Below are 20,273 nucleotides of genomic sequence, written 5' to 3'. Positions count from 1 at the left end.
TTACCGCCCGGGGTGCAGGCCCAGGAAGCCCGGCGTCGGGTCGCCCTTGACCTCGCCGAAGTAGAGGGCGAAGGTCTGCTTCAGCCGCTCGACCTGGGCGCGGTCCTCCATGAACCGGGGGAAGCCGTCGAGGTGCGCGTCGCGGTACTCCCAGATGGGCTTCAGGCCGCCGGCGGGGGTGACGTCCGTGCGGACGGACCAGCCGTTGAAGGAGCCCTGCTGGCGTTCGGTGGACAGCGCCCAGTTGAGGTACAGCTTGGCGGCGGTCGGGTTGGCGGCCTTCTTGAGGATCGCGGCGCGCTGGCCCCAGGCCATGAAGGGGTGCCCGTCGGCCACCGCCCAGCGGGTCGCGGCGGTGGAGGGCGCGGTCAGCGAGCCGGACCCGCCGACGCCGATCGCCTTCTGCTTGCCGTTCACCGCGACGCCCGGGGAGTGCGAACCGCGGTTGAACTGCGGCTGCTGCGCGGCGAACTCCGCGATCCAGTCCCAGCCGTAGGCCTGCTGGTAGAGGGCGAAGAGGTAGAGCACCGCGTCGTCGTCGTGCGGGTAGGAGGACGCGATGGCGCCCTTCCAGCGCGGGTCGGCCAGCTCGTACGGCGACTTCGGCGCGTTCCCGCCGACGGCGTCGACGCCGTACATGTAGCTGAAGCCGATGACCGCGACGGCCGTCCACGCGCCCTGCGGGTCGCGGAAGTCCTTGTACAGCTTGGAGAACCCGGCCGGCTTGTACGGCAGCAGCTTGCCCTGGCGCTTCCAGCGGGTGAAGTCCTGCAGCGTCTGGAGCTGGACGAGGTCGGGGACCAGGGTGTCGGTCGCGAGCTGGTTGTCGACGCGGACGTCGTGGTACTTGCTGTAGTCCACGACCATCGTCAGGTCGATGTCCGGGAAGCGGGCGCGGAACGCCTGGGCCGTGAAGTCCTGTTGGGTGGCGGTGTCGCCGCCCGCGTAGATCACGAGCTTGCCGCCCTCGGCGACCGCGTCGCGGTACAGCTCGTCGAGGGACCGGGTCTCCTCGGAGCCCGCCGCCGTACGGGAGCCCGCCGCCGTGGACGCGGCGGCGGCCTGTGCGGTGCCGGTCGCGACGAGCCCGCCGAGCGCGGCGCCCGCCCCGGTGGTGAGGATCCGTCGTCTGCTGAAGTTGCTGGCCATGTGGGGGAAGGTCCTTCCAGGGCTTGACTCGTACGGCGGTGCCGCTACGGCGGCACCGTAAGTCTGTGATCGACGGCGGCCGCCGCGCGTCGCCCGGAAGCGGATGACCCGTTCAACCGTTCGGTTGAACGGGTCATGGACCTCAGCGTGTGACGGGCGTGCCTGCCGCGTCGTCCTTCCCCAGCAGATCCAGCGCCCGTTCCCAGAGGAACTCCTTGCGCCTGCCGTCCTCTTCGACCTCACCGGCGTACGGGTCACCGAACCTGACACCCATGCCGCGCAGCCGCTCCAGGCCGGCGCGGTACGCCGGATGGGCGGCGAGCGCGTCGGCGACGCAGGGCAGTACGGCGATGGGGACGCCCAGGCCGTACGCCTCGCACAGGGTGCCCAGGGCGAGGGTGTCGGCTATGCCGGCGGCCCACTTGTTGACGGTGTTGAAGGTGGCGGGCGCGACCACGACCGCGTCCGGCGGCGGGAAGGGGCGTGGATCGCCGGGCGACCGCCAGGCGGAACGGATCGGGCGGCCGGTCTGCGCCTCGACGGCGGCCGTGTCGAAGAAGCCGCCCATGGCGACGGGCGTCGCGATCACCCCGACCTCCCAGTCGCGCTCCTGGGCGGCGGTGATCAGCTTGTCGACCTCCACGGCGATCCCGGCGGCGCAGACGACGACGTAGAGGAAGGGTTTCCCGCCCCGGCCGACCCCGGGTCCGGTCGTGTTCACAGTCCCTGTCATCCGCCGCACCCTACTGAACCGGGCTCAGCCCCCGGGTGATCTCTCGACGAAGCGTTCGACGTCCTCGGCGGTCGGCCGGAGCAGCCCGTCACGTACGGCGAGGGCGGTGGCCTCGGCCCGGGAAGCGGCGCCGGTCTTGCGCAGCAGGTGCTCGACGTGGGTGTGCACGGTGCGCGGGGAGAGGAACAGCGCTTGGGCGATGGCCTGGTTGGTCTGGCCGGTGGCCGCCCTCGTGAGCACCTCCAGTTCGCGCGGGCTGAGCCCGTACGGCAGGGGGGCGGGTGCGTCGTGCACGAGGACCGCGCGGCGCACGACGGCCGTGCCGAGGGTGTGACGGCGGAGGGTGACGCGGTGCCAGTCGGGCCCGGCGGGCCACAGGAGGCGCAGCCGGGTGCCGTGGGAGTCGGCGAAGGCGCGCACGAGGCGGCGGAACTCGGTGTCCTGGAGGACCACGGCGGGTTCCCGGCCGGGGAGTTCGAGGGCTTCGTCGGCGACGACCAGGCTCGCCGCGCCCTCCGCCGGGAGGTCGTCCAGGTCGGCCGCGTGCGCGGTGGGGTCGGCGAGGACCCCCAGGGCGGGGAGGAGGGAGGCGAGGAGGTGGCGGGTGCCGGTGTCGTAGGCGTCCGGGGTCGCGGTGGAGAGGGTGATCAGGCCGACGAGGCGGCCGTGGTGGCGCAGGGCGCCCGTCACCGCGTCGCGGACGCCCGCCGGGCGCATTCGCTCGGCGTAGAACCAGCCGTCGCGGTAGCGCTCCCCCGGGTCCCCGGTCTTCTCTCCGTCCTCGGAGATGGAGGGCGGGATCTCGCTGCGCAGGACGTTGTCGTACCAGGGGGTCGCGACGAACTCGGCGGCCAGGGCCTCGGAGACGTCGGCGTCGTAGCCGACGCCCGCGATCTGGACGTAGGTGCCGGTGATCGGGTCGATCTCCAGGAGGGTGGCGGCGTCGAGGGGCAGGGCGCGGCCGAGTTCGTGGAGGGCCTCGGCGCAGGCGGAGGCGGTGTCGCGGGCGCGGGTGAGCATGCCGATGCGGGTGGCGGCCGCGATCTGGTGGTGGGTGAGCATGCGAGCCTCCCGGGGCCGCCCCGAGACCGGACAGGTCTTTTGGGCCCTAACGATATGCGGGGAGAGATGGGTGGACAAGGCATTCACCGATCCGTGACCCGGATGTCCGCCGTCCGCCGCCCGCCGTACGCCTGCGGGGTCCAGCCGTCGAACGCACCGGTCGCCGGGCCGCTGTACGCACCGGGTGTCCGGCCCGCCGTACGCACTCGGTATTTGTACGGATGGTGGGGCGGGGCGACGGGGTCTTTCCTGGTCGGCACAGCAGGACGCCCGTCGTTGACGGGCCCCGTCCCCTTGGAGATCCCCGCCATGACCAGACGCCCCTCTTCCGTCTCCCCGGCCTCGCGCAGGCAGTTCCTCGCGTGGTCCGCCGGAGCCCTCGCCACGACCGGACTGGCCGCCACGGGCTGCAGCGCCCCGGAGAGCGGCTCCGGCTCGGCGAAGGCCGCGGGCGCGTCCCCCTCCGCGACGACGCTCACCCGCATCGGCCTCGACTACCCCTTCACCCAACTCCCGCTCTACACCACGCTGGTGAAGCTCTCGACGGCCGCCGCGCAGCAGCACGACGTCAAACTGCTGACGACGAGCGACGCGAGCAACGCCGACACCCAGGCGACCAACCTCACCACCTGGGTCACGCAGAAGATGCCCGCGATCGTGTCGTTCCCGATGGTCTTCGAGGCCGCCGAGTCGATCGCCAAGACGGCGCTCGACGCGGGCCTGATCTGGGTGACGTACGGCGGGACGCTGGAGCACCAGAGCGCCGACATCCAGTTCAGCTTCCGTGAGAGCGGCACGCTGCTGGGCGAGGCGGCCGCGAAGTGGGCCAATGACGAGCTGGGCGGGAAGGGGAAGGTGGCCTTCCTGGTCGACAACACGATCGAACTGGGCCGGGAGCGCACCAAGGGCATGGTCGACGCGTTCACCAAGCTCGCGCCCGGTGTCGACGTGGTGGCGCAGGAGCAGGCCATCGACCCCGACACGGGGCTGTCGAAGTCCAACGCGATCCTCGCCAAGCACCCCGACCTCAACATCGTCCTCGGGATCACGGACGCGGCGGCGTACGGCGGCTTCAAGGCGTTGCAGCAGGCCGGGCGGAAGGCGGGCGACAAGAAGACGTTCGTGGGCGGCCAGGATGGGTCGGCGCCCTCCCTCCTCGCCATCAAGCAGGGCACCTTCTACCGGGCTTCCTCCGCGCTCGCCCCGCAGGACATCGCCGACGCCATCGTCGACGTGCCGCTCGCGGTCGCCGCCGGGAAGGCCGACCCGAGCGTCCAGGTGCCGGTCAAGCTGGTCCAGCGCGGCGACACGGCGGAGATCGACGCGCTGCTCGCCCAGAACGGGTAGGGCCGGGCGATGGCCGACATGAGCGACGCGGGCGGGACGACCGGAGCGGCCGGGACGACGGACGCGACCGGCGCGACCGGGGCGACCGGGGCGACCGGGGCGACCGGGGCGACCGGGGCGACCGGGGCGACCGGGGCGACCGGCGTGGCCAACCCGCCCAATCTGCGGATCAGTTCCCTGAGCAAGTCCTTCGGCGGTGTCCGGGCCCTGGACGGGGTCGACCTCACCGTGCCCGCCGGGCAGGTCCACGCCCTGCTCGGGCACAACGGCGCTGGCAAGTCCACCCTGATCAAGTGTCTCGGCGGCGCGTTCCCGCCGGACGCGGGGACGATCGAGGTGGGCGGTGTCCCGTACACCCGGCTCAGCCCCCGCGAGTCGATCGCGGCCGGGGTGGCGATCATCTTCCAGACGCTCAGCGTCGTGGACTCTCTGACCGTGGCCGAGAACATCTTCCTCGGTCAGGAGTGGACGCGGTACGGCCGGATCGACCGCCGTGCCCAGGAGAAGGTGGCCGCCGAACTCCTCGACCGCGTGGCCGCGAGCTGCTCGCCCCGCGACCGGGTGGGTGAACTGCCCATGGGCCAGAAGCAGTTGGTCGAGATCGCCAAGGCCCTGAGCCGCAGCGCCTCGGTCCTCGTCCTGGACGAGCCCACGGCCGCCCTCTCCGGCACCGAGACCGACGCCCTGGCCGCCCGCGTGGAGGACCTTCGCGCCCAGGGCCTCGCCATCGTCTACGTCACCCATCTGCTGGCGGAGGTCGAACGGCTGGCGGACGCGGTGACCGTGCTGCGGGACGGGCGGGTCGCTCATCATTCGGCGGCGGGGGGTCACCACCGCCGGGCGCTGGTGGAGGCGATCACGGGCAGTCGGGGAGCCGCGCCCTCGGGCTCGGCGGGGCGCGGGCCGGAGGCAGGCCGGGCTGCTTCCAGCACGGAGACCGGCGACAGGGCGGACGACCCCGACTCCGCGGTCGCCACGGCTCCCGGGTCCGAATCCGCTGCGGGAGGCAGCGCCGCCGGGCCCGGCGGCCAGGAGCACCGCCCCGCCGGGCGCGACGCCTCCGGACGGGTCCCGGCCCCGGGCCGCGCCTCGCCCCGGGCGCCCGGCCTCGCCGTGCGCGGTCTGCGCGGCCCCGGCTTCGGACCGGTCGACCTGACCGTCGGCGAGGGCGAGATCGTGGGGCTGTACGGGCTGATCGGGTCCGGGCGTACACGGGTGCTGGAGACCCTGTTCGGCAGGCGCCGCGCCACCGCCGGTGGGACGGTCCGGGTCGGAGACCGTGCCGTCTCGCCCGCTCGGCCCGCCGACGCGCTGGCGGCCGGGATCGCGCTCGTGCCGGCGGACCGGCGCGCGCAGGGGCTGTTCGCGGGGCTGAGCGCGCAGGACAACGTGCTGCTGCCTTCGGTACGCGCCCTCGCCCGGCGCGGAGTGCGGGCGCGCGGCGCCGAGCGGCGGGTGTTCGACTCGCTCGCCGAGGCGGTCGGGCTGCGGCCCGTGCGTCCGGGACTGCCGGCCTCGGCGTTCTCCGGCGGCAACCAGCAGAAACTGCTGCTCGGCCGGTGGATCAACGAGGCCCGTGCCGTCGACGTCCTGCTCCTGGACGAGCCGACCCAGGGCGTCGACGTCGGCGCCCGCCAGGAGATCTACGACGTCGTCGCCACGCTCGCCGAACAGCGCGGTACGGCCGTGCTGTTCGCCTCCAGCGACCCGGAGGAGGCGGCGGCCCTCGCCCATCGCTGTCTGATCGTCGACCGGGGCCGGATCGTCGGCGAACTCTCCGGCCCCGACCTCACGGAAGAGGCCCTGCTGGCGGCCGTCCACGACGCGGGGCCGACGCCACGACGGCCACGCCACGCGTCGGCCGGTGATCCGGCCGCGCGGTCGGCACGGCACACCGCCGGCGCCACCCCGCCCCGACCGGGCGCGCCCGACGGCGATCCGGCCGCACCACGCGGATCCGCCGACCCGGCGGCCCCGCACACCCCGCCCCACGAAGGAGCAGCATGACCACCGCGACCGCCGCCGAACGTGTCGTCCCCGGCCCGCGCGCCCTGGCCGCGCACGGGCTGGCGACGGTGCGGCGGCAGCCTCTGATCGTCGTTCTCGCCCTGCTGGTGCTGGTGTTCCAGTTGTCCACGGGAAGCTTCCTCGACCCGGGCAATCTGCGCGGGATCGCCACCGACGCGGCGGCCCTCGCGATCGTGGCCGTACCGCTGGCCCTGCTGGTCATCAGCGGCTATCTGGATCTGTCGGTGGGCTCGACGCTGGCGCTCGGGGCGCTGACGGCCGGCTGGCTCGCGGGGGAGCAGACCCAGTCCCCCGTGGTCGCCGTCCTCGGGGCGCTGGCCGTCGGCGCGGCGGTCGGTGCCGTGAACGGGGTGCTGTGCTGCTACTTGGGGCTGTCGCCGTTCATCGTGACGCTGGGCATGCTGGCTGCCGTACGCGGACTCGCTCAGCAGCTCTTCCCGTTGCCGCTGAGCGGGTTCGGCGACGGTTTCGCGTGGCTGGGCGGGGCCCGGATCGCCGGGATCGCGGCGCCCGTGGTCATCGCCGGGGTCGTGCTCGTCGCGGGGGCGCTGTTCCTGGCGTCCACGCCGACCGGCCGGCATGTGTTCGCGATCGGGGTCAACCGGGAGGCCGCGTATCTGTCCGGCATCGATGTCCGCCGGACGCCCTTCGCGCTGTTCGTGGTCACGGGTGCGGCGGCCGCGCTGGCCGGGGCGATCAAGGCGTCCGTGCTGGACAGCGTGGTCGCGGGCACCTCGGGGGCGGGCTTCGAGCTGGCGGTGCTCACGGCGGTGCTGCTGGGCGGGGTGGCGCTGAGCGGCGGCTCCGGTTCGGTTCTCGGTGTGCTGCTCGGCGTGCTGTTCCTGGGCTGCCTGCAGAACGGGCTGACACTGCTGAGCGTGCCGACGTTCTGGCAGCAGATGGCCCAGGGCGTGGCCCTGGTGGCGGGCGCCGCGCTCGCGTACTTCGGCCCACGAACGACCCGGTGACCGGCCATCCGCTTCCCCCTCGTCTCTCCCTCCGTCTCCTCCCCCGTTCGGACAACCCAGAGAGGTCCTCGTGAGCGACACTTCCCCCTCCCTCATCCTGACCGGCGGTCAGGTCATCACCGTCGATGCCGGTTTCACGGTCGCCGAGGGTGTGGCCGTGCGCGGCCGGGAGATCGTCGCGGTCGGCACGGACGCCGAGATGCGTGCGCTGGCCGGGCCGGCGACGAGGATCGTCGAGCTGGCGGGGCGAACCGTGCTGCCGGGCATCAACGACTCGCATCTGCACGGCGCCGCGTACGGGCTGGCCAAGCCGCCGTTCGCCCTGGACGTCGGCCATCCGGCGGTCGGTTCGATCGCCGACATCGCCGCGGTGGTGGGTGAGGCGGCGCGGGCCGCCGCTCCCGGCGAGTGGATCGTCGGCCTGGGCTGGGACCCCGGCTATCTCGCCGAGTGCCTCGCCGATCCGGGCCGCCTGCCGCACCGTACGGACCTGGACGCCGTGGCGCCCCACCACCCCGTCTGTCTGACCGACTTCTCGCAGCACATGGTGTGGGCCAACAGCGAGGCGCTGCGCCGGTGCGGGATCGATGCCGCCACGCGGGCGCCCGACGGCGGGGTCATCGACCGCGACGCCGACGGCCTGCCCACCGGCATCCTGCGTGAGGCCGCCGGGGTCCTGCTCCAGGCCGCCCTGCCCTCCCCCACCGTCGCCCAGCGCCGCCAGGCCATCCGGAACGTCGTCGCCGAACTCCACACGCGCGGCATCACCAGCTACACCGAGCCGGGTCTCGGCCCCGGCGGCTCCGACACCCTGTTCGGCGGGCTGAGCACCGACAACTGGATCGCGTACGCCGACCTGGCCGCGACCGGCGGTCTGCACGCCCGGGTCAGCGTCCTCCTCCTGCCCGCGCCGATGGGCGGCTCCGCCGACGACGTCCGCAAGGGCCTCGCCGAACTCCACCGCCCCGAGTCCGCGGACCCCCGGCTGCTGAACGCCATCGGCGTGAAGATCTTCGCCGACGGGGTGCCCCCGAACCGTACGGCCTGGATGAACGAGCCCTACCTCGACGGCGGCCACGGTTCCCTCTGCGTGCACGGACAGACACCCGAACTCCAGGTCGACGAGCTGTTCGACATGATCCGCGTCGCCCACGAGGCCGGCTACCAGCTGGGCGTCCACGTGACGGGCGACCGGGCCATCGACATCGTGGTGGACGCGTTCCTGGCCGCGCGGGAGGCCGCGCCGCGCCCGGACGCCCGGCACTACGTCATCCACGGCGACTTCATCAGCGCCGACAGCCTCGCCCGGCTGGCCGAGCAGGGCTACGGCGTCAACATGAACCCGGCCATCAAGTGGACGATCTCCGATCTGATGGAGGAGGTGGTCGGTCCGGAGCGGTCGGCGTACGAGTGGCCCGTCCGCTCGGCCTTCGAGGCGGGCGTCGCGGTGTGCGCCGCCTCGGACGCGCCGATCACCGAACCGGACTGGCGGCAGGGCGTCGCCGGGATGCTGCTGCGCGAGTCGAAGGCCAGCGGCCGGGTCAGCGGCCCCGAGCAGCGCGTGGAACTCGCCGATGCGCTGCGGGCGTACACCATCAACCCGGCGCGGCAGGACTTCGCCGAGGCGTGGAAGGGGTCCGTGGAGGTGGGCAAGGTGGCCGACCTGTGCGTCCTGGACCGGCCGCTGCTGGACCTCGACCCGCGTGACATCACCCGGGTCGAGGTCGACATGACGGTGTTCGACGGCGGGGTCGTCTTCGAACGCTGAGCCGGGGCGTGCGAGGGGGCCGGCGCCGCGCGAGCGGTGCCGGCCTCGTCGTGTCAGCCCGTCAACGCCGTGACCCTGCGCATGACCTCCTTGCAGAAGGCACCCACCTCGTCGGGGTCGTCGATGAACTGGTTCGGCTTGACGCAGAAGGTCGTGAAGCCCTGCTCCAGTTGTTCCGGCAGCGAGGCGAGGGCCGCGCCGAGGTCCGCCGGGGAGTGGTCGTCGGGGAAGACCGCCTGGGTGCCGCCGATCATCTCCAGGTCGGCTGCGTCCCGGCCGGCGGCGGCCATCGCCTCGTCGAGTGCCGTCAGGTCCTCCGGGGCCGGCCGGCCGAGGGGGTGGTAGCCGTGGCCGTACCGGACCAGCCGCCGCAGTACGGGACCGTGCAGGCGCTGCCCGCCGAACCACAGCCTCGGCCCCTCGGGGCGGTACGCCTTGGGCTCGAAGTAGACGTCCCGGAACGGGTAGTGCTCGCTGTCGTGGGAGATCGGGGACGGCCCCCAGGCCTTCGCCCAGACCTCCAGGTGCTCGTCGAGCAGCCGGCCCCGCCTCCCGAAGGGCACGCCGAGCGCGTCGTACTCGTCCTTGCTCCAGCTGACCGTGGGCTGCACCAACAGGCGTCCCTCGCTGAGCAGATCGAGGGTGCCGAGTTCCCTGGCCATCAGCAGGGGGTGGCGCAGCGGGGCGAGGACGGCCGCGGCGGCCAGCCGCAGGCGCTCGGTGACGGAGGCGATGGCGGCGAGAAGGAGCAGGGAGTTGGGCCAGGGGGTGTACGGATCCTGATTGCCGGGGAGGGCGTAGTCGCGGGGGTTGCCCATGACGCCGTCGGCGGCGGCGTCGGGGCCGAGCACGATGTGTTCGCTGACCATGACGGAGTCGAACCCCGCGTCCTCGGCCTCGCGCGCCCAGCGTACGGCGGTGGGCAGGTCGGCCCGGCCGCCCGTGAGCGTCCAGTTCTCGCTGAGGACCAGCAGCATGCGGGGGGTGGTGTTCATGATGGATTCCCTTTCCTCCGTACAATTTGATCCCGAACGACCGAATGACCGAATGCCCGCACGCATGACGAGCCGGGACCGGAGGGGCCGCACACGGCCGTCCGGTCCGGCCGTGAGACCGAAGGAGCGCCCGTGCCCGGCCAGCGATCCATCACCGAAGCCGAGAAGCTCGCCGCGGCGAAACTGGGGGGCTTCCCGATCCGCCGGGACCAGATGGCGGCGGTGGCGAACATCTACCGGGCCGCCTCGGCGGTGCGGCAGCACCTGGAGAACTCCGTGCTCCGCGGTTCCGACCTCACCTGGACGGCCTTCGTGGTGCTGTGGGTGGTGTGGGTGTGGGGCGAGTCCGAGACGCGGCACGTGGCGGAGGAGGCGGGCATCTCCAAGGGCACGCTCACGGGGGTGGTCCGCACGCTGGAATCGCGTGGGCTGGTGCGGCGGGCGGACCATCCGGCGGACGGCCGGCTGGTCCTGCTGGCCCTCACCGAGAAGGGCGAGGAACTGATGCAGCGGGTCTTCCCGGCGTTCAACGAGGAGGAGGCCTTCGTCACCGGGCAGCTCAGCGACACGGAGTGCCGGAGCCTCGCGGAGGGGTTGCGCAGTGTCGTGCTCCAGGTCGAGGAGCACGGCGAGGAGCGCCGCCGCACCCTGCTGAACGGCGCCGAGCCCGCCCCACGGCGCAGCGGCCGGCGCCCGAAGGCCTGAGGCCCCGGTCGCCCGTACCGATGTCCGTCCATGTCGACGACCACCATCCAGTATCGTTTGGGTTCAAATAACATAGACAGACCGGGAATCCTGGTCAAGAGGTAATTCGATTGCGGGGGCGGAGCACCCGCCCCCAGGATCTGCCCATGCTCATCAACGACGCCTTCCTGCCCCTGCCCCTCGCCGCCGCGTCGCCGGTGCCGGGTCAGCAGCAGTCCGGCCGACCGTGGGGGCCGACACCGCCCCGGCCGTGACGGCCGCGCTCGTCGCGGGGCTCCTCGCCGGTTATGGCATCGCCATCCCCGTCGGAGCGGTCGCGACCTACCTCGTCTCCCTCACCGCCCGTACGTCCCTGCGGACCGGAGCCTGCGCCGCACTCGGCGTCGCGACGGCCGACGGACTGTACGCCCTGCTCGCCGCCCTCGGCGGTACGGCCCTCGCCGCCGCGATGCGACCGATCCTGGAGCCCCTGCGCTGGGCGTCCGCCCTGGTACTCCTCGCGCTGGCGGTGCGCGGAGCGGTCACGGCCCTCCGCCAGTACTACGCACGCCGGCTCACCAGCCGCCCGCGACAGGACCCGGTGGGCCCGGCACGCGCCTACGTCGCCCTGCTGGGGATCACCCTCCTGAACCCCACCACGGTGGTCTACTTCACCGCGCTCGTGCTCGGCAGCCGCACCGACGAAGCCGTGACCCCCCTGGAACAGGCGGTGTTCGTCCTGGCCGCGTTCCTCGCCTCCGCGAGCTGGCAGCTCCTGCTCGCGGGCGGTGGCGCGCTGCTCGGCCGGGCGCTGACCGGCCACCGGGGACGGCTGGTGACAGGACTCCTGTCGAGTGCCGTGATCGCGGTGTTGGCGGCGCTGACGCTGGAGCCGTCACATCTTCTCGCCGGCTTCCGTCAGTGAAGTGGCGGCAACCGCCGCACACTTCACGAACCGATGAGGAGTACGACCATGCAGGCACGGATGAAGAACCCGGCGACCGTCCTCCCCAACGCCCTGCCGGCGATTCAGGGGCTGATCAAGGCCGTGCACCAGGGCGGTGTCCCGCAGGAAATCCTGGAGCTGGCGCATCTGCGGGCCAGTCAGATCAACTCCTGCAGCGCGTGCGTCCACGTCAGTCTGGCGAGCGGCCGCAAGGCGGGGATCAGCGACGAGCGGCTGTGGGGTGTGTCCGCCTGGCGCGAGGCGCCGTACTACTCGGACGCCGAGCGGGCCGCGCTCGCCCTGGCCGAGACGATGACCCGGCTCGGTGACCGCTCCGGCGACGCCGTGCCGGACGAGCTGTGGGACGAGGTCGCCGACCACTTCGACGAGCGGCAGGTCGCGGCACTGGTCCTGTGGATCGCCACGACCAACCTGTTCAACCGCGTCAACGCGGCGATCAAGGAGCCGGCGGGCACGACCTGGGGCTGAGAGCCGCGGGCCGGGGATCTCCCCCGGCCCGCAAGTCCCTTGCGGCTGCGACCCGGTGAGGATGAATCCGGGAGAGGCAGGTGTTGAATGTGGGGACAGGGTCTGTACGCGACAGAAAGGGACGGTTGTCATGCCTCTTGAGGGTGAGTACGTGCCCAGCCCTACGCAGTGGGTGCGCGAGCAGGTCGAGTTGTACGAGAGCTCGGGCGGCACCCAGGGGACGACGTTGATGGACACGGGCCTGCCGGTCATCGTGCTCACCACGCGCGGTGCGAAGAGCGGGAAGATCCGCAAGACCCCGCTGATGCGGGTGGAGCACGACGGGCAGTACGCGGTCGTGGCCTCGCTGGGCGGCGCGCCCAAGCACCCGGTCTGGTACCACAACATCAAGTCCGACCCGCACGTGGAACTCCAGGACGGCCCCGCGCGGCAGGAGTTGACCGCGCGTGAGGTCACCGGGGACGAGAAGGCCACGTGGTGGGAGCGGGCGGTCGCCGCGTATCCCCCGTACGAGGACTACCAGAAGAAGACCGACCGGGAGATACCCGTCTTCGTGCTGGAGCCGGCCGACGGATAGCAACTCCCGGCCAGGGTGCGCGCCGAGAGACCCGCGGAAAAATCTTCCACGGGATGCGCATGATCCCTCGCGCCCCGGGCACCCGAGTCTCAGGCCCCGCCGCGTTCCCCCGTCGCGGCGGGGCTTTCCCGTGCCCGCTCGCCCTGCCCCGCCTTCTCCGTCACGTCGAGGAAGATCTGGTCGGCCTCGGGGACGACATGGGCGATGGAGCGCTTGATGCGTACGGCGACCTCCTCGACCTGTTCGCTGTCGAGACCGGGCACGAGGTCGACGCGGGCGGCCACGAGCGTGGAGTCCAGGCCCAGTTGCATGGTGAGCAGGGCCTCGACGGTGTCGATCTCGGGCTGTGCCGCCAGCAGGGCGCGGATCTTCCGGCTGGGTTCGGGATCGGCGGCGACCCCGATGAGCTGTTCGCGGGCGTCCCGGCCGAGCCAGTAGGCGACGTACACGAGCAGCGCCCCGATCGCGAACGAGGCGGACGCCTCCCAGACCACCTGGCCGGTCACCAGGTGCAGGGCCATCCCGGCGATCGCCAGGGTCACGCCGAGCACGGCCGTGCCGTCCTCGGCGACGACCGTACGCAGTGCCGGGTCCCGGAGTCCGTCGACGCCGCCGCCCTGCCGGCGCACCTGGTGCAGGGCGCGCAGCAGTGAGGCGCCCTCGGAGAGGAGGGCGACGCCGAGGACCGCGATGCCGGCCACATAGCCGTCGTAGGACTCCTCGCCTCCGGTCGTCAGGGCGTGGATCGCCTGGTAGAAGGAGAAGCAGCCGCCCATCACGAAGATGCCGACGGCGGCGAGCAGGGACCAGAAGAAGCGCTCCTTGCCGTAGCCGAAGGGGTGCCGCCTGTCGGCGGGGCGGCGGCTGCGGCGCAGCGCGGCGAGAAGGAAGACCTCGTTCATGCTGTCGGCGACCGAATGGGCGGCTTCCGAGAGGAGGGCGGGCGATCCGGCGAGGAGTCCGCCGATGGTCTTGGCGACGGCGATCAGAAGGTTCGCGCCGAGGGCGACGAGGACGGTGACGCGGGTCCTGCGGTCCGCTCGTGCCTTCCCCTCCTCGTGCGGTCCGGGCCCTTCGAGCACCGCCCCGTCCTGGTCGTCCGCCGTCTCCGTGTCTTCTGGTGTCCGCATCCTTCGCCGATTGCCCCGACCGGTCGCGCTCACACCGTGGGGGTCGCGGAAATCGGGGAACTCTCATCAGGGCACACGTATCCGGACAGACCGGGAGGACGGGCGGCATGAGTGTCGGCGAGGGCAATGAGGCGTACGGCAGGAAGGCGTTCAAGCGGTCCAAGAGCCACTTCCGGGACCGGATCACCGCCGACGGCCGGGACGGGTGGCCCGTGGAGGCGGGCCGCTACCGGCTGGTCGTCAGCCGGGCCTGCCCCTGGGCGAGCCGGGCGGTGATCTCACGGCGCCTGCTGGGCCTGGAGGACGCCCTGTCGATGGCGGTCGCCGACCCGATCCAGGACGACCGCAGCTGGCGGTTCACGCTGGACCCGGACGACCGCGACCCCGTGCTCGGCATCCGGTTCCTGAAGGAGGCGTACGACGCGCGGGAGAGCGGCTATCCGGGCGGGGTCAGCGTCCCGGCGATCGTCGACGTGCCGAGCGGCAGGCTGGTGACCAACGACTACCAGCGGCTCACCCTCGACCTCGCCACCGAGTGGACGGACCTGCACCGCGAGGGCGCGCCGGACCTGTATCCGGCGGCCCTGCGCGACGAGATCGACACGGTGATGGCGGAGGTCTACGAGGACGTCAACAACGGGGTGTACCGGGCGGGCTTCGCCACAGGGCAGGAGGAGTACGAGGAGGCCTGCACCGGGGTGTTCCGGCGGCTGGAGGCGCTGTCGGAGCGGCTGTCGCGGCAGCGCTATCTCGTCGGGGAGACGATCACGGAGGCGGACATCCGGCTGTTCACCACACTGGTGCGTTTCGACGCCGTCTACCACGGTCACTTCAAGTGCAACCGCTGGAAGCTGGCGGAGGACCCGGTGCTGTGGGGGTACGCCCGTGATCTCTTCCAGACCCCCGGATTCGGTGACACCGTCGACTTCGACCACATCAAACGGCACTACTACCAGGTGCACACGGGCATCAACCCGACCGCCGTGGTGCCGCTCGGCCCCGATCTGACGGGCTGGCTCACGCCCCACGGGCGCGAGGACCTGGGCGGCAGCCCGTTCGGCGACGGAACGCCGCCGGGGCCGGTACCGGCGGCCGAGGTCGTGGCCCCCAAGGGTCGTCCCTGAGTCGGCGACATCGCAACGCGAAGGAGACAGACCAGATGTCCAAGAAGAAGAAGCTCCCCCTCGCCTACCAGCCCCTCGGCTTCGCCCTCGGCTGGCTGAGCGGTGCGCTGGCCTCGGCGGCGTTCCGCAAGACATGGCAGGTGATCCGGCACGAGGACGACGCACCCGACGCACTGGACCGGGACCGCGGCTGGGGCGAGGTCCTGCTCGCCGCCGCCGTCCAGGGGGCGATCTTCGCGGTCGTACGCAGCGCGGTGGACCGCACGGGCGCGAAGGCCATCGAGCGGTCCACCGGAGTGTGGCCGGCCTCCGAGAAGGGGGGCCGGGACTGACGTTCAGGGCCTGTCCGTTCGGTGGCCAGGGCTGGGCCACCGATCGGACAGGCCATGACGCCCCTAGCCCTGCTTGGGTGCGGTGGAGTGTTCGCGGCGCAGAGTGAAGGAGTGGCCCGCCGGGTCGGAGTAGCCACGCTCCTCGAACGGCCCGGCCGCCTCCTTCGTGTCCACCGGCCGCCCGCCGAGGGAGACGATCCGCCGCTCGGCCTCGTCCAGGTCCTCGACGTAGAAGTCCAGATGGGCCTGGAGGGAGTTCTCGGGGCGGGGCCAGCTGGGCGGGGTGGCGTTGACGTCCCGGCGGAACGCCATGCGGACGCCGCAGGCACCCTCGATCTCGACGCGGTTGGCGGTCGCGTCCGCCTCCTCGGCGTCGAGCAGTTCCTTGTAGAACACCGCGAGTTTCTCCGGCTCGGCGCAGTCCAGCACCACGAGGCCCGCCTGTACCAGTGCCATGTCTCCTCCGTACGGGATCGCGGGCGCGGGGGAAGGTCCGCCGCCGCCCATACGCGCCCCGGGTACCCGCCGACTACAGGTTCAGCCGCAGCGTGAGCGCCTGGGGCCGGAACGACTCCCGCTCGTAGAAGCGGATGGCGTCCGCGTTGGCCGCCGAGGCGGTCACCTCCGCGTGCACCGCGCCCTGTTCTTTCGCCCACCGCAGGAACGCGTCGACCAGCCGGGCGCCGAGCCGGGCGCGCCGGTGCTCGGGCCGGACGTACAGCGCCATCAGGGTGGCCGATCCGACGGGCCGCATGGCGGAGGGGCCGGACATCGATCCCGACAGATGACCCACCACCTCGTCGTCGCACAGCGCGGCCAGCAGCAGTCGGCCGGGGTCCTGGATGGCGGCCGCGAAGGCCTCGGCGCCGTGTTGGCGCGGCCAGTCGACGTTCAGGGCCGGATCCCGCGGGCCGCCGTCCTCGGCGAACAGCAGGGAGCTGGAGACGACGATCCCCGGTACGTCCTCGGCGCGGGCGCACCGCACGATCACCTCTTGCTCACTCATGGACGGGGAACCTAGCGGCAGGGTCTGACAACCCGTCGGACGATCCGCGGTCACCCGTGCACCCGGATGGACTTCTTGGACAGACGTCCAGCTATAGTGGACACCTGTCCAAGAAGTTTTCGAAGCATCGAATGAACGACGGAGTCTGTTGACCATGGAGATCCTGGCGAACGTACTGGTCGCGCTGGTGGCGGCGCTGCACGCGTACATCCTGGTGATGGAGATGTTCCTGTGGCAGAAGAAGCCGGGGATGAGCTTCCACGGCCTGGACGCGGAGATGGCGCGGCGGACGGCCTCGCTGGCCGCCAACCAGGGGCTCTACAACGGCTTCCTCGCGGCCGGTCTGGTCTGGGGCCTGATCGCCGGTGACCCGACGGGATACCGCGCCCAGATCTTCTTCCTCGCCTGCGTGATCGTCGCGGGTGTGTACGGCGCCGCCACCGCCAACCGCCGCATCCTCGTCGCCCAGGCGCTCCCCGGCGCACTCGCCCTGGCCGCCGTCCTCGTCGCCGGATGACCCCGGAGGACCCCCGGGCCGCCCGCACCCGGGCCAAGCTGCGGGCAGCCCTCCTCGACGAGTGCGCCCGGCATCCGCTGCACGAGGTCAGCGTGGCCGCGCTGGTCCGCCGGGCCGGCGTCGGCCGGGCCACGTTCTATGTGCACTACCCGGACCTGGAGGCGCTGGCCGTCGACGCCTGCGCCGATGTCGTACGGGAGGCCGTGGAGGCCCTGCACGCCTGGCGCGGCCGCCCCGACCCGGTGCGGGCGCCGGCGGCCCTGCCGGAGTTCTTCGCGGGCCTCGCCCCGCACGCGGCCCTGTACCGCGCTCTCCTGGCGCCCGGTGGCGGCGGGCCGCTCGGCCGGGTCCTGCACCGGGACCTGCGCGCCTACAGCCTCCGCGAACGCGAGCTCGCGGGCGCGGCGGACGCCCCGCTGGTGGCCTCCGCCGTGGCGGCCACCTTCGCCGGAGTCCTCGCCGACTGGCTGCACGGCCTCCTCGACGGCACCCCGCGGGAGATCGCCGACCAGTCGTGGCAACTGCTGGTGGCGCTGCACCGCAGTCGCTGAGCACACCGCCGACCCGGGCGCGGCACCCGCCGAAGACGCCCAGGACGTTCGACGGCCCTGTGGGTGACCTGGTGTACAGGTCACCCACAGGGCCGGGGTCACGCGGGGAGGACGTGCCCCGGAGGGAGATGGCTCCGCTGAACGTCGGCGGCGGTCAGAACGTCAGGACCGGCTTGATGCTCTTGCCGCCGCTCATGTCCGCCACCGCCTGGTCGATGTCCTCGAACTTGTAGCGGCTGATCAGCCGGTCGAGGGGGAGCTTGCCCTCCTTGACCAGCTGGACGAGGACCGGGATGGCGGTCTGGATCTCGTTGTCGCCGAGGGTGAGGCCGACGACGCGCTTGCCGCCGAGCATGCCGTTGACGTCGAGGGAGACCTCGGTGCCGAACGGCGGGGCGCCGACGATGACGAGGGTGCCGCGGGCGGCGAGGGAGTCGACGCCCTTGCGCAGGACGAAGACGCTGCCGGTGGTCTCGACGACGCCGTCGGCCCCACGGCCGCCGGTGATCTCCATGATCGCCTCGGTGATGTCGGCGACCTCGCCGCCGTTCACCGTGTGCGTGGCGCCCAGCTCCTTGGCCAGCTCCAGGCGCTCGCCGACCTTGTCCACCGCGATGACCGTGGTCGCGGGGGTGAGGGCCGCCGCCATCACGGCGGAGAGGCCGACGGCTCCGGCGCCGAGGACGACGAGGGTGCTGCCCGCGCGGGGCTCCAGGACGTTCCAGACGGCGCCGACGCCGGTCTGGACGCCGCAGCCGAGCGGGGCGATGGAGTCCAGCGGTACCTCGGGGTCGACCTTGACGAGGCTGCGCTCGTCGACCAGGGCGCGCTCGGCGAAGGAGGACTGGCCGAAGAAGTGCCCGCCCAGGTCCTGGCCGTCGCGGCTGATGGTGCTGGTGCCGTCGGCGCGGCGGCCGCCGAGCAGGTTCAGCGGGAGCCAGGTGGCGCAGTACGCCGGGTGCCCGTCGCGGCAGTTGTGGCAGCTGCCGCAGGACGTGAAGGACAGCACGACGTGGTCGCCCGGCACGACGGAGGTGACGCCCGGGCCGACGGCCTCGACGACACCGGCGCCCTCGTGGCCGAGGACCCCGGGCAGCGGGAAGGGCAGCCCGCCGCTGGCGACACCGAGGTCGGTGTGGCACAGCCCGGCCGCGACCATACGGACCAGGGCCTCGCCCTCCCCCGGTTGGTCGAGGACGACCTCGGAGAGGGTGAAGGGCGCGCCCCCGGACTCGACCACGGCGGCACGTGTGGTGGTGGACATGCTCATGAACTCCTTGTTTGTCCGTGAGCCGCCGGAGCGGTCCTGCGGCTCACAAAGTGATCCCGGGGAGGCGCTCAGCCGAGCGAGACGACGACGGACTTGACCTTGGTGTAGGACTCCAGGGCCTCGGGGCCGTACTCGCGGCCGAAGCCGGAGGCCTTCACACCGCCGAAGGGCACGGCGGGGTCGAGCATCGGCCAGTCGTTGATCCAGACGATGCCCGCCTGGAGGCGGTCGGCGACGCGGTGGGCGCGGGTGAGGTTGGTGGTCTGGATGCCCGAGGCCAGGCCGTACGGCGTGGAGTTGGCCAGCTCGACGGCCTCGTCCTCGGAGTCGAAGGGCTGCACGGTGAGGACCGGCCCGAAGACCTCCTCCTGCACGACCCGGGAGTCGTTGGCGAGGTCGGCGATGACAGTGGGCTTGTAGTAGTAGCCGCCGTTCAGGTCGAGGCGCTCGCCGCCGCAGACGATGCGGCCGCCCTCCTTGCGGGCCAGCTCGACGTACTCCTCGACCTTCTTCAGGTGCCGCTCGCCCGCCATCGGGCCGATGACCGTCTCGGGCTGCCGGGGGTCGCCGATGGGCACGCCGGGCACGGCGTCGGCGAGGATGCCGACCACGGTGTCGTACAGCGGGCGGGAGACCAACAGGCGGGGGCCGCCCATGCAGAACTGGCCGGTGTTGAAGACGAAGCCGCCGATGATGGCGCCGATGGCCTTCTCGATGTCGGCGTCCTCGAAGACGAGGTGCGCCGCGTTGCCGCCGAGCTCCATCGTGACCTGCTTCAGACCCTCGCCGGCGACGCTCGCCGCGTGCCGGCCGGTGGCGGTGGAACCGGTGAAGGCGATCTTGTCGACGCCGGGGTTGCGCAGCAGCGCCTCGCCCGCGACCGGGCCCGTGCCGGTGACGACGTTGTAGACGCCGTCCGGGACACCCGCCTCCTTCAGGAGCTTCGCCATGTAGAGGGCGCTGAGCGGGGTCTCCTCGGCCGGCTTGTGCACGACCGTGTTGCCGGCCGCGAGCGCGGGGGCGATCTTGGTGCCGGCCAGGATCAGCGGGAAGTTGAACGGGGTGATCGCGCCGATCACGCCGATCGGGCCGCGCTTGGTGTAGGCGAGGCGGTTGTTCGGGACGTCCCGGGCCGAGCCGTCCAGGGACCAGGCGAGGGAGGCGTAGTACTCGTAGTCGTTGGCCGCGTTCGTCACGTCGACGGCGTGGGCCAGGGTGATGGGCTTGCCGACGTCACGGCTTTCCAGGGCCGCGATCTCGTCGGCGTTCTCCCGGATCAGCTGGGCGACGCGGTTCAGGATCCGGCCGCGCTCGCGGCCGCTCAGTCCGGACCAGGCTCCGCTGTCGAACGTCTCGCGCGCGGCGCGCACCGCGGCGTCGACGTCGGCCGCGCCCGCTTCCGCGACGGTCGTGACCACCTGGCCCGTGGACGGGTCGATCACGTCGGCGCGTGCCCCGTCAGACGCCTCAAGCCACTGTCCACCGATGAACAGCCGCCCGGGCTCGCTCTCGAAGGTGGTCGTCATTGCCCACTCCTCAGCCTTGATCGCTAAGTCTTCAACCAACAGGATTCCTGTTGGTTCGCAGTTTCATTACA

22 protein-coding genes are annotated in these 20,273 nt (G+C 72.3%); 12 read left to right on the top strand and 10 right to left on the bottom strand.

From position 1 onward, the window contains the following. The 4 genes from JIX55_RS44340 to JIX55_RS44325 form a co-directional block, all read right to left on the bottom strand. A complete protein-coding gene (locus JIX55_RS44340) occupies positions 1-1,149 on the bottom strand; it encodes an ABC transporter substrate-binding protein (protein ID WP_257568864.1) in 1,149 nt (382 codons plus the stop codon). Positions 1,150-1,291: 142 nt separating this feature from the next. Continuing rightward, on the bottom strand, positions 1,292-1,882 hold the full coding sequence (locus JIX55_RS44335) for a flavoprotein (protein WP_257568863.1): 591 nt from the start codon (positions 1,880-1,882) through the stop codon (positions 1,292-1,294). Positions 1,883-1,906: 24 nt separating this feature from the next. Then, positions 1,907-2,944, bottom strand: a complete 1,038-nt coding sequence (locus tag JIX55_RS44330; RefSeq protein WP_257568862.1) for a helix-turn-helix transcriptional regulator — start codon at positions 2,942-2,944, stop codon at positions 1,907-1,909. Between the two features lie 83 nt (positions 2,945-3,027). Continuing rightward, positions 3,028-3,255, bottom strand: coding sequence for a hypothetical protein (locus JIX55_RS44325; protein WP_257568861.1), 228 nt, complete (start codon positions 3,253-3,255; stop codon positions 3,028-3,030). On the opposite strand from JIX55_RS44325, the gene JIX55_RS44320 reads away from it, so the two are divergent. The 4 genes from JIX55_RS44320 (at position 3,254) to JIX55_RS44305 (ending at position 9,055) form a co-directional block, all read left to right on the top strand. Beyond that, on the top strand, positions 3,254-4,291 hold the full coding sequence (locus JIX55_RS44320) for a sugar ABC transporter substrate-binding protein (protein ID WP_257568860.1): 1,038 nt from the start codon (positions 3,254-3,256) through the stop codon (positions 4,289-4,291). The genes JIX55_RS44325 and JIX55_RS44320 overlap by 2 nt on opposite strands. 9 nt (positions 4,292-4,300) lie before the next feature. Further along, entirely contained in the window at positions 4,301-6,298 is a 1,998-nt protein-coding gene (locus tag JIX55_RS44315; RefSeq protein WP_257568859.1) for a sugar ABC transporter ATP-binding protein, read from the top strand. Then, a complete protein-coding gene (locus tag JIX55_RS44310) occupies positions 6,295-7,287 on the top strand; it encodes an ABC transporter permease (RefSeq protein WP_257568858.1) in 993 nt (330 codons plus the stop codon). Before JIX55_RS44315 ends, JIX55_RS44310 begins: the two co-directional genes overlap by 4 nt. 70 nt (positions 7,288-7,357) lie before the next feature. Next, a complete protein-coding gene (locus JIX55_RS44305) occupies positions 7,358-9,055 on the top strand; it encodes an amidohydrolase (protein WP_257568857.1) in 1,698 nt (565 codons plus the stop codon). 53 nt (positions 9,056-9,108) lie between these two features. Here JIX55_RS44305 and JIX55_RS44300 read toward each other — a convergent pair whose 3' ends face one another. Continuing rightward, on the bottom strand, positions 9,109-10,050 hold the full coding sequence (locus JIX55_RS44300) for a TIGR03619 family F420-dependent LLM class oxidoreductase (protein ID WP_257568856.1): 942 nt from the start codon (positions 10,048-10,050) through the stop codon (positions 9,109-9,111). 132 nt (positions 10,051-10,182) lie between these two features. On the opposite strand from JIX55_RS44300, the gene JIX55_RS44295 reads away from it, so the two are divergent. From JIX55_RS44295 to JIX55_RS44280, 4 genes are all read left to right on the top strand, one after another. Then, on the top strand, positions 10,183-10,755 hold the full coding sequence (locus tag JIX55_RS44295; RefSeq protein ID WP_257568855.1) for a MarR family winged helix-turn-helix transcriptional regulator: 573 nt from the start codon (positions 10,183-10,185) through the stop codon (positions 10,753-10,755). Between the two features lie 250 nt (positions 10,756-11,005). Further along, positions 11,006-11,659 carry a LysE family transporter gene (locus JIX55_RS44290; protein ID WP_257568854.1) on the top strand — a complete coding sequence of 218 codons (654 nt, stop codon included), beginning with the start codon at positions 11,006-11,008 and terminating at the stop codon, positions 11,657-11,659. 48 nt (positions 11,660-11,707) lie between these two features. Beyond that, a complete protein-coding gene (locus JIX55_RS44285) occupies positions 11,708-12,169 on the top strand; it encodes a carboxymuconolactone decarboxylase family protein (RefSeq protein ID WP_257568853.1) in 462 nt (153 codons plus the stop codon). 130 nt (positions 12,170-12,299) lie between these two features. Next, positions 12,300-12,746, top strand: coding sequence for a nitroreductase family deazaflavin-dependent oxidoreductase (locus JIX55_RS44280; RefSeq protein WP_257568852.1), 447 nt, complete (start codon positions 12,300-12,302; stop codon positions 12,744-12,746). 89 nt (positions 12,747-12,835) lie between these two features. Here the strand turns inward: JIX55_RS44280 and JIX55_RS44275 are convergent, their stop codons facing one another. Beyond that, positions 12,836-13,876: a cation diffusion facilitator family transporter gene (locus tag JIX55_RS44275; RefSeq protein ID WP_257568851.1), complete on the bottom strand. Its 1,041-nt coding sequence runs from the start codon at positions 13,874-13,876 to the stop codon at positions 12,836-12,838. Positions 13,877-13,983: 107 nt separating this feature from the next. Between JIX55_RS44275 and JIX55_RS44270 the strand changes: the two genes are divergently transcribed. Both JIX55_RS44270 and JIX55_RS44265 read left to right on the top strand, forming a co-directional pair. Then, positions 13,984-15,000 carry a glutathione S-transferase family protein gene (locus tag JIX55_RS44270; RefSeq protein WP_257568850.1) on the top strand — a complete coding sequence of 339 codons (1,017 nt, stop codon included), beginning with the start codon at positions 13,984-13,986 and terminating at the stop codon, positions 14,998-15,000. Between the two features lie 35 nt (positions 15,001-15,035). Then, on the top strand, positions 15,036-15,332 hold the full coding sequence (locus tag JIX55_RS44265) for a DUF4235 domain-containing protein (protein ID WP_257568849.1): 297 nt from the start codon (positions 15,036-15,038) through the stop codon (positions 15,330-15,332). 63 nt (positions 15,333-15,395) lie between these two features. Here JIX55_RS44265 and JIX55_RS44260 read toward each other — a convergent pair whose 3' ends face one another. Both JIX55_RS44260 and JIX55_RS44255 read right to left on the bottom strand, forming a co-directional pair. Continuing rightward, positions 15,396-15,788 (bottom strand): VOC family protein, encoded by a 393-nt coding sequence (locus JIX55_RS44260; protein WP_257568848.1) that lies wholly within the window; start codon positions 15,786-15,788, stop codon positions 15,396-15,398. 73 nt (positions 15,789-15,861) lie between these two features. After that, positions 15,862-16,338, bottom strand: a complete 477-nt coding sequence (locus JIX55_RS44255) for a GNAT family N-acetyltransferase (RefSeq protein ID WP_257568847.1) — start codon at positions 16,336-16,338, stop codon at positions 15,862-15,864. A 154-nt stretch (positions 16,339-16,492) separates the two neighbouring features. On the opposite strand from JIX55_RS44255, the gene JIX55_RS44250 reads away from it, so the two are divergent. Together JIX55_RS44250 and JIX55_RS44245 are read left to right on the top strand one after the other, a co-directional pair. Beyond that, complete coding sequence (locus JIX55_RS44250; protein ID WP_257568846.1) at positions 16,493-16,855, top strand: DUF1304 domain-containing protein; 363 nt, start codon at positions 16,493-16,495, stop codon at positions 16,853-16,855. Further along, entirely contained in the window at positions 16,852-17,406 is a 555-nt protein-coding gene (locus JIX55_RS44245) for a TetR/AcrR family transcriptional regulator (RefSeq protein WP_257568845.1), read from the top strand. Before JIX55_RS44250 ends, JIX55_RS44245 begins: the two co-directional genes overlap by 4 nt. A gap of 154 nt (positions 17,407-17,560) precedes the next feature. Here the strand turns inward: JIX55_RS44245 and JIX55_RS44240 are convergent, their stop codons facing one another. After that, positions 17,561-18,670, bottom strand: a complete 1,110-nt coding sequence (locus tag JIX55_RS44240; RefSeq protein WP_257568844.1) for an NAD(P)-dependent alcohol dehydrogenase — start codon at positions 18,668-18,670, stop codon at positions 17,561-17,563. A 74-nt stretch (positions 18,671-18,744) separates the two neighbouring features. Then, positions 18,745-20,202 carry an aldehyde dehydrogenase family protein gene (locus tag JIX55_RS44235; protein ID WP_257568843.1) on the bottom strand — a complete coding sequence of 486 codons (1,458 nt, stop codon included), beginning with the start codon at positions 20,200-20,202 and terminating at the stop codon, positions 18,745-18,747. Positions 20,203-20,273: the final 71 nt, after the last annotated feature.

Origin of the sequence: Streptomyces sp. DSM 40750 (genome assembly GCF_024612035.1) — a bacterium.
Classification (GTDB): Bacteria; Actinomycetota; Actinomycetes; order Streptomycetales; family Streptomycetaceae; genus Streptomyces.
The sequence above is the reverse complement of the archived record's forward strand: the minus strand, read 5'-3'. Positions and strand labels throughout refer to the sequence as shown.

Excerpts from the sequence above, each read along its gene's own strand:
- JIX55_RS44340 (WP_257568864.1), bottom strand. The coding sequence starts at position 1,149 with ATGGCCAGCAACTTCAGCAGACGACGGATCCTCACCACCGGGGCGGGC.
- JIX55_RS44335 (WP_257568863.1), bottom strand. The coding sequence starts at position 1,882 with ATGACAGGGACTGTGAACACGACCGGACCCGGGGTCGGCCGGGGCGGG.
- JIX55_RS44330 (WP_257568862.1), bottom strand. The coding sequence starts at position 2,944 with ATGCTCACCCACCACCAGATCGCGGCCGCCACCCGCATCGGCATGCTC.
- JIX55_RS44320 (WP_257568860.1), top strand. The coding sequence starts at position 3,254 with ATGACCAGACGCCCCTCTTCCGTCTCCCCGGCCTCGCGCAGGCAGTTC.
- JIX55_RS44325 (WP_257568861.1), bottom strand. The coding sequence starts at position 3,255 with ATGGCGGGGATCTCCAAGGGGACGGGGCCCGTCAACGACGGGCGTCCT.
- JIX55_RS44315 (WP_257568859.1), top strand. The coding sequence starts at position 4,301 with ATGGCCGACATGAGCGACGCGGGCGGGACGACCGGAGCGGCCGGGACG.
- JIX55_RS44310 (WP_257568858.1), top strand. The coding sequence starts at position 6,295 with ATGACCACCGCGACCGCCGCCGAACGTGTCGTCCCCGGCCCGCGCGCC.
- JIX55_RS44300 (WP_257568856.1), bottom strand. The coding sequence starts at position 10,050 with ATGAACACCACCCCCCGCATGCTGCTGGTCCTCAGCGAGAACTGGACG.
- JIX55_RS44285 (WP_257568853.1), top strand. The coding sequence starts at position 11,708 with ATGCAGGCACGGATGAAGAACCCGGCGACCGTCCTCCCCAACGCCCTG.
- JIX55_RS44280 (WP_257568852.1), top strand. The coding sequence starts at position 12,300 with ATGCCTCTTGAGGGTGAGTACGTGCCCAGCCCTACGCAGTGGGTGCGC.
- JIX55_RS44275 (WP_257568851.1), bottom strand. The coding sequence starts at position 13,876 with ATGCGGACACCAGAAGACACGGAGACGGCGGACGACCAGGACGGGGCG.
- JIX55_RS44270 (WP_257568850.1), top strand. The coding sequence starts at position 13,984 with ATGAGTGTCGGCGAGGGCAATGAGGCGTACGGCAGGAAGGCGTTCAAG.
- JIX55_RS44265 (WP_257568849.1), top strand. The coding sequence starts at position 15,036 with ATGTCCAAGAAGAAGAAGCTCCCCCTCGCCTACCAGCCCCTCGGCTTC.
- JIX55_RS44260 (WP_257568848.1), bottom strand. The coding sequence starts at position 15,788 with ATGGCACTGGTACAGGCGGGCCTCGTGGTGCTGGACTGCGCCGAGCCG.
- JIX55_RS44255 (WP_257568847.1), bottom strand. The coding sequence starts at position 16,338 with ATGAGTGAGCAAGAGGTGATCGTGCGGTGCGCCCGCGCCGAGGACGTA.
- JIX55_RS44250 (WP_257568846.1), top strand. The coding sequence starts at position 16,493 with ATGGAGATCCTGGCGAACGTACTGGTCGCGCTGGTGGCGGCGCTGCAC.
- JIX55_RS44245 (WP_257568845.1), top strand. The coding sequence starts at position 16,852 with ATGACCCCGGAGGACCCCCGGGCCGCCCGCACCCGGGCCAAGCTGCGG.
- JIX55_RS44240 (WP_257568844.1), bottom strand. The coding sequence starts at position 18,670 with ATGTCCACCACCACACGTGCCGCCGTGGTCGAGTCCGGGGGCGCGCCC.
- JIX55_RS44235 (WP_257568843.1), bottom strand. The coding sequence starts at position 20,202 with ATGACGACCACCTTCGAGAGCGAGCCCGGGCGGCTGTTCATCGGTGGA.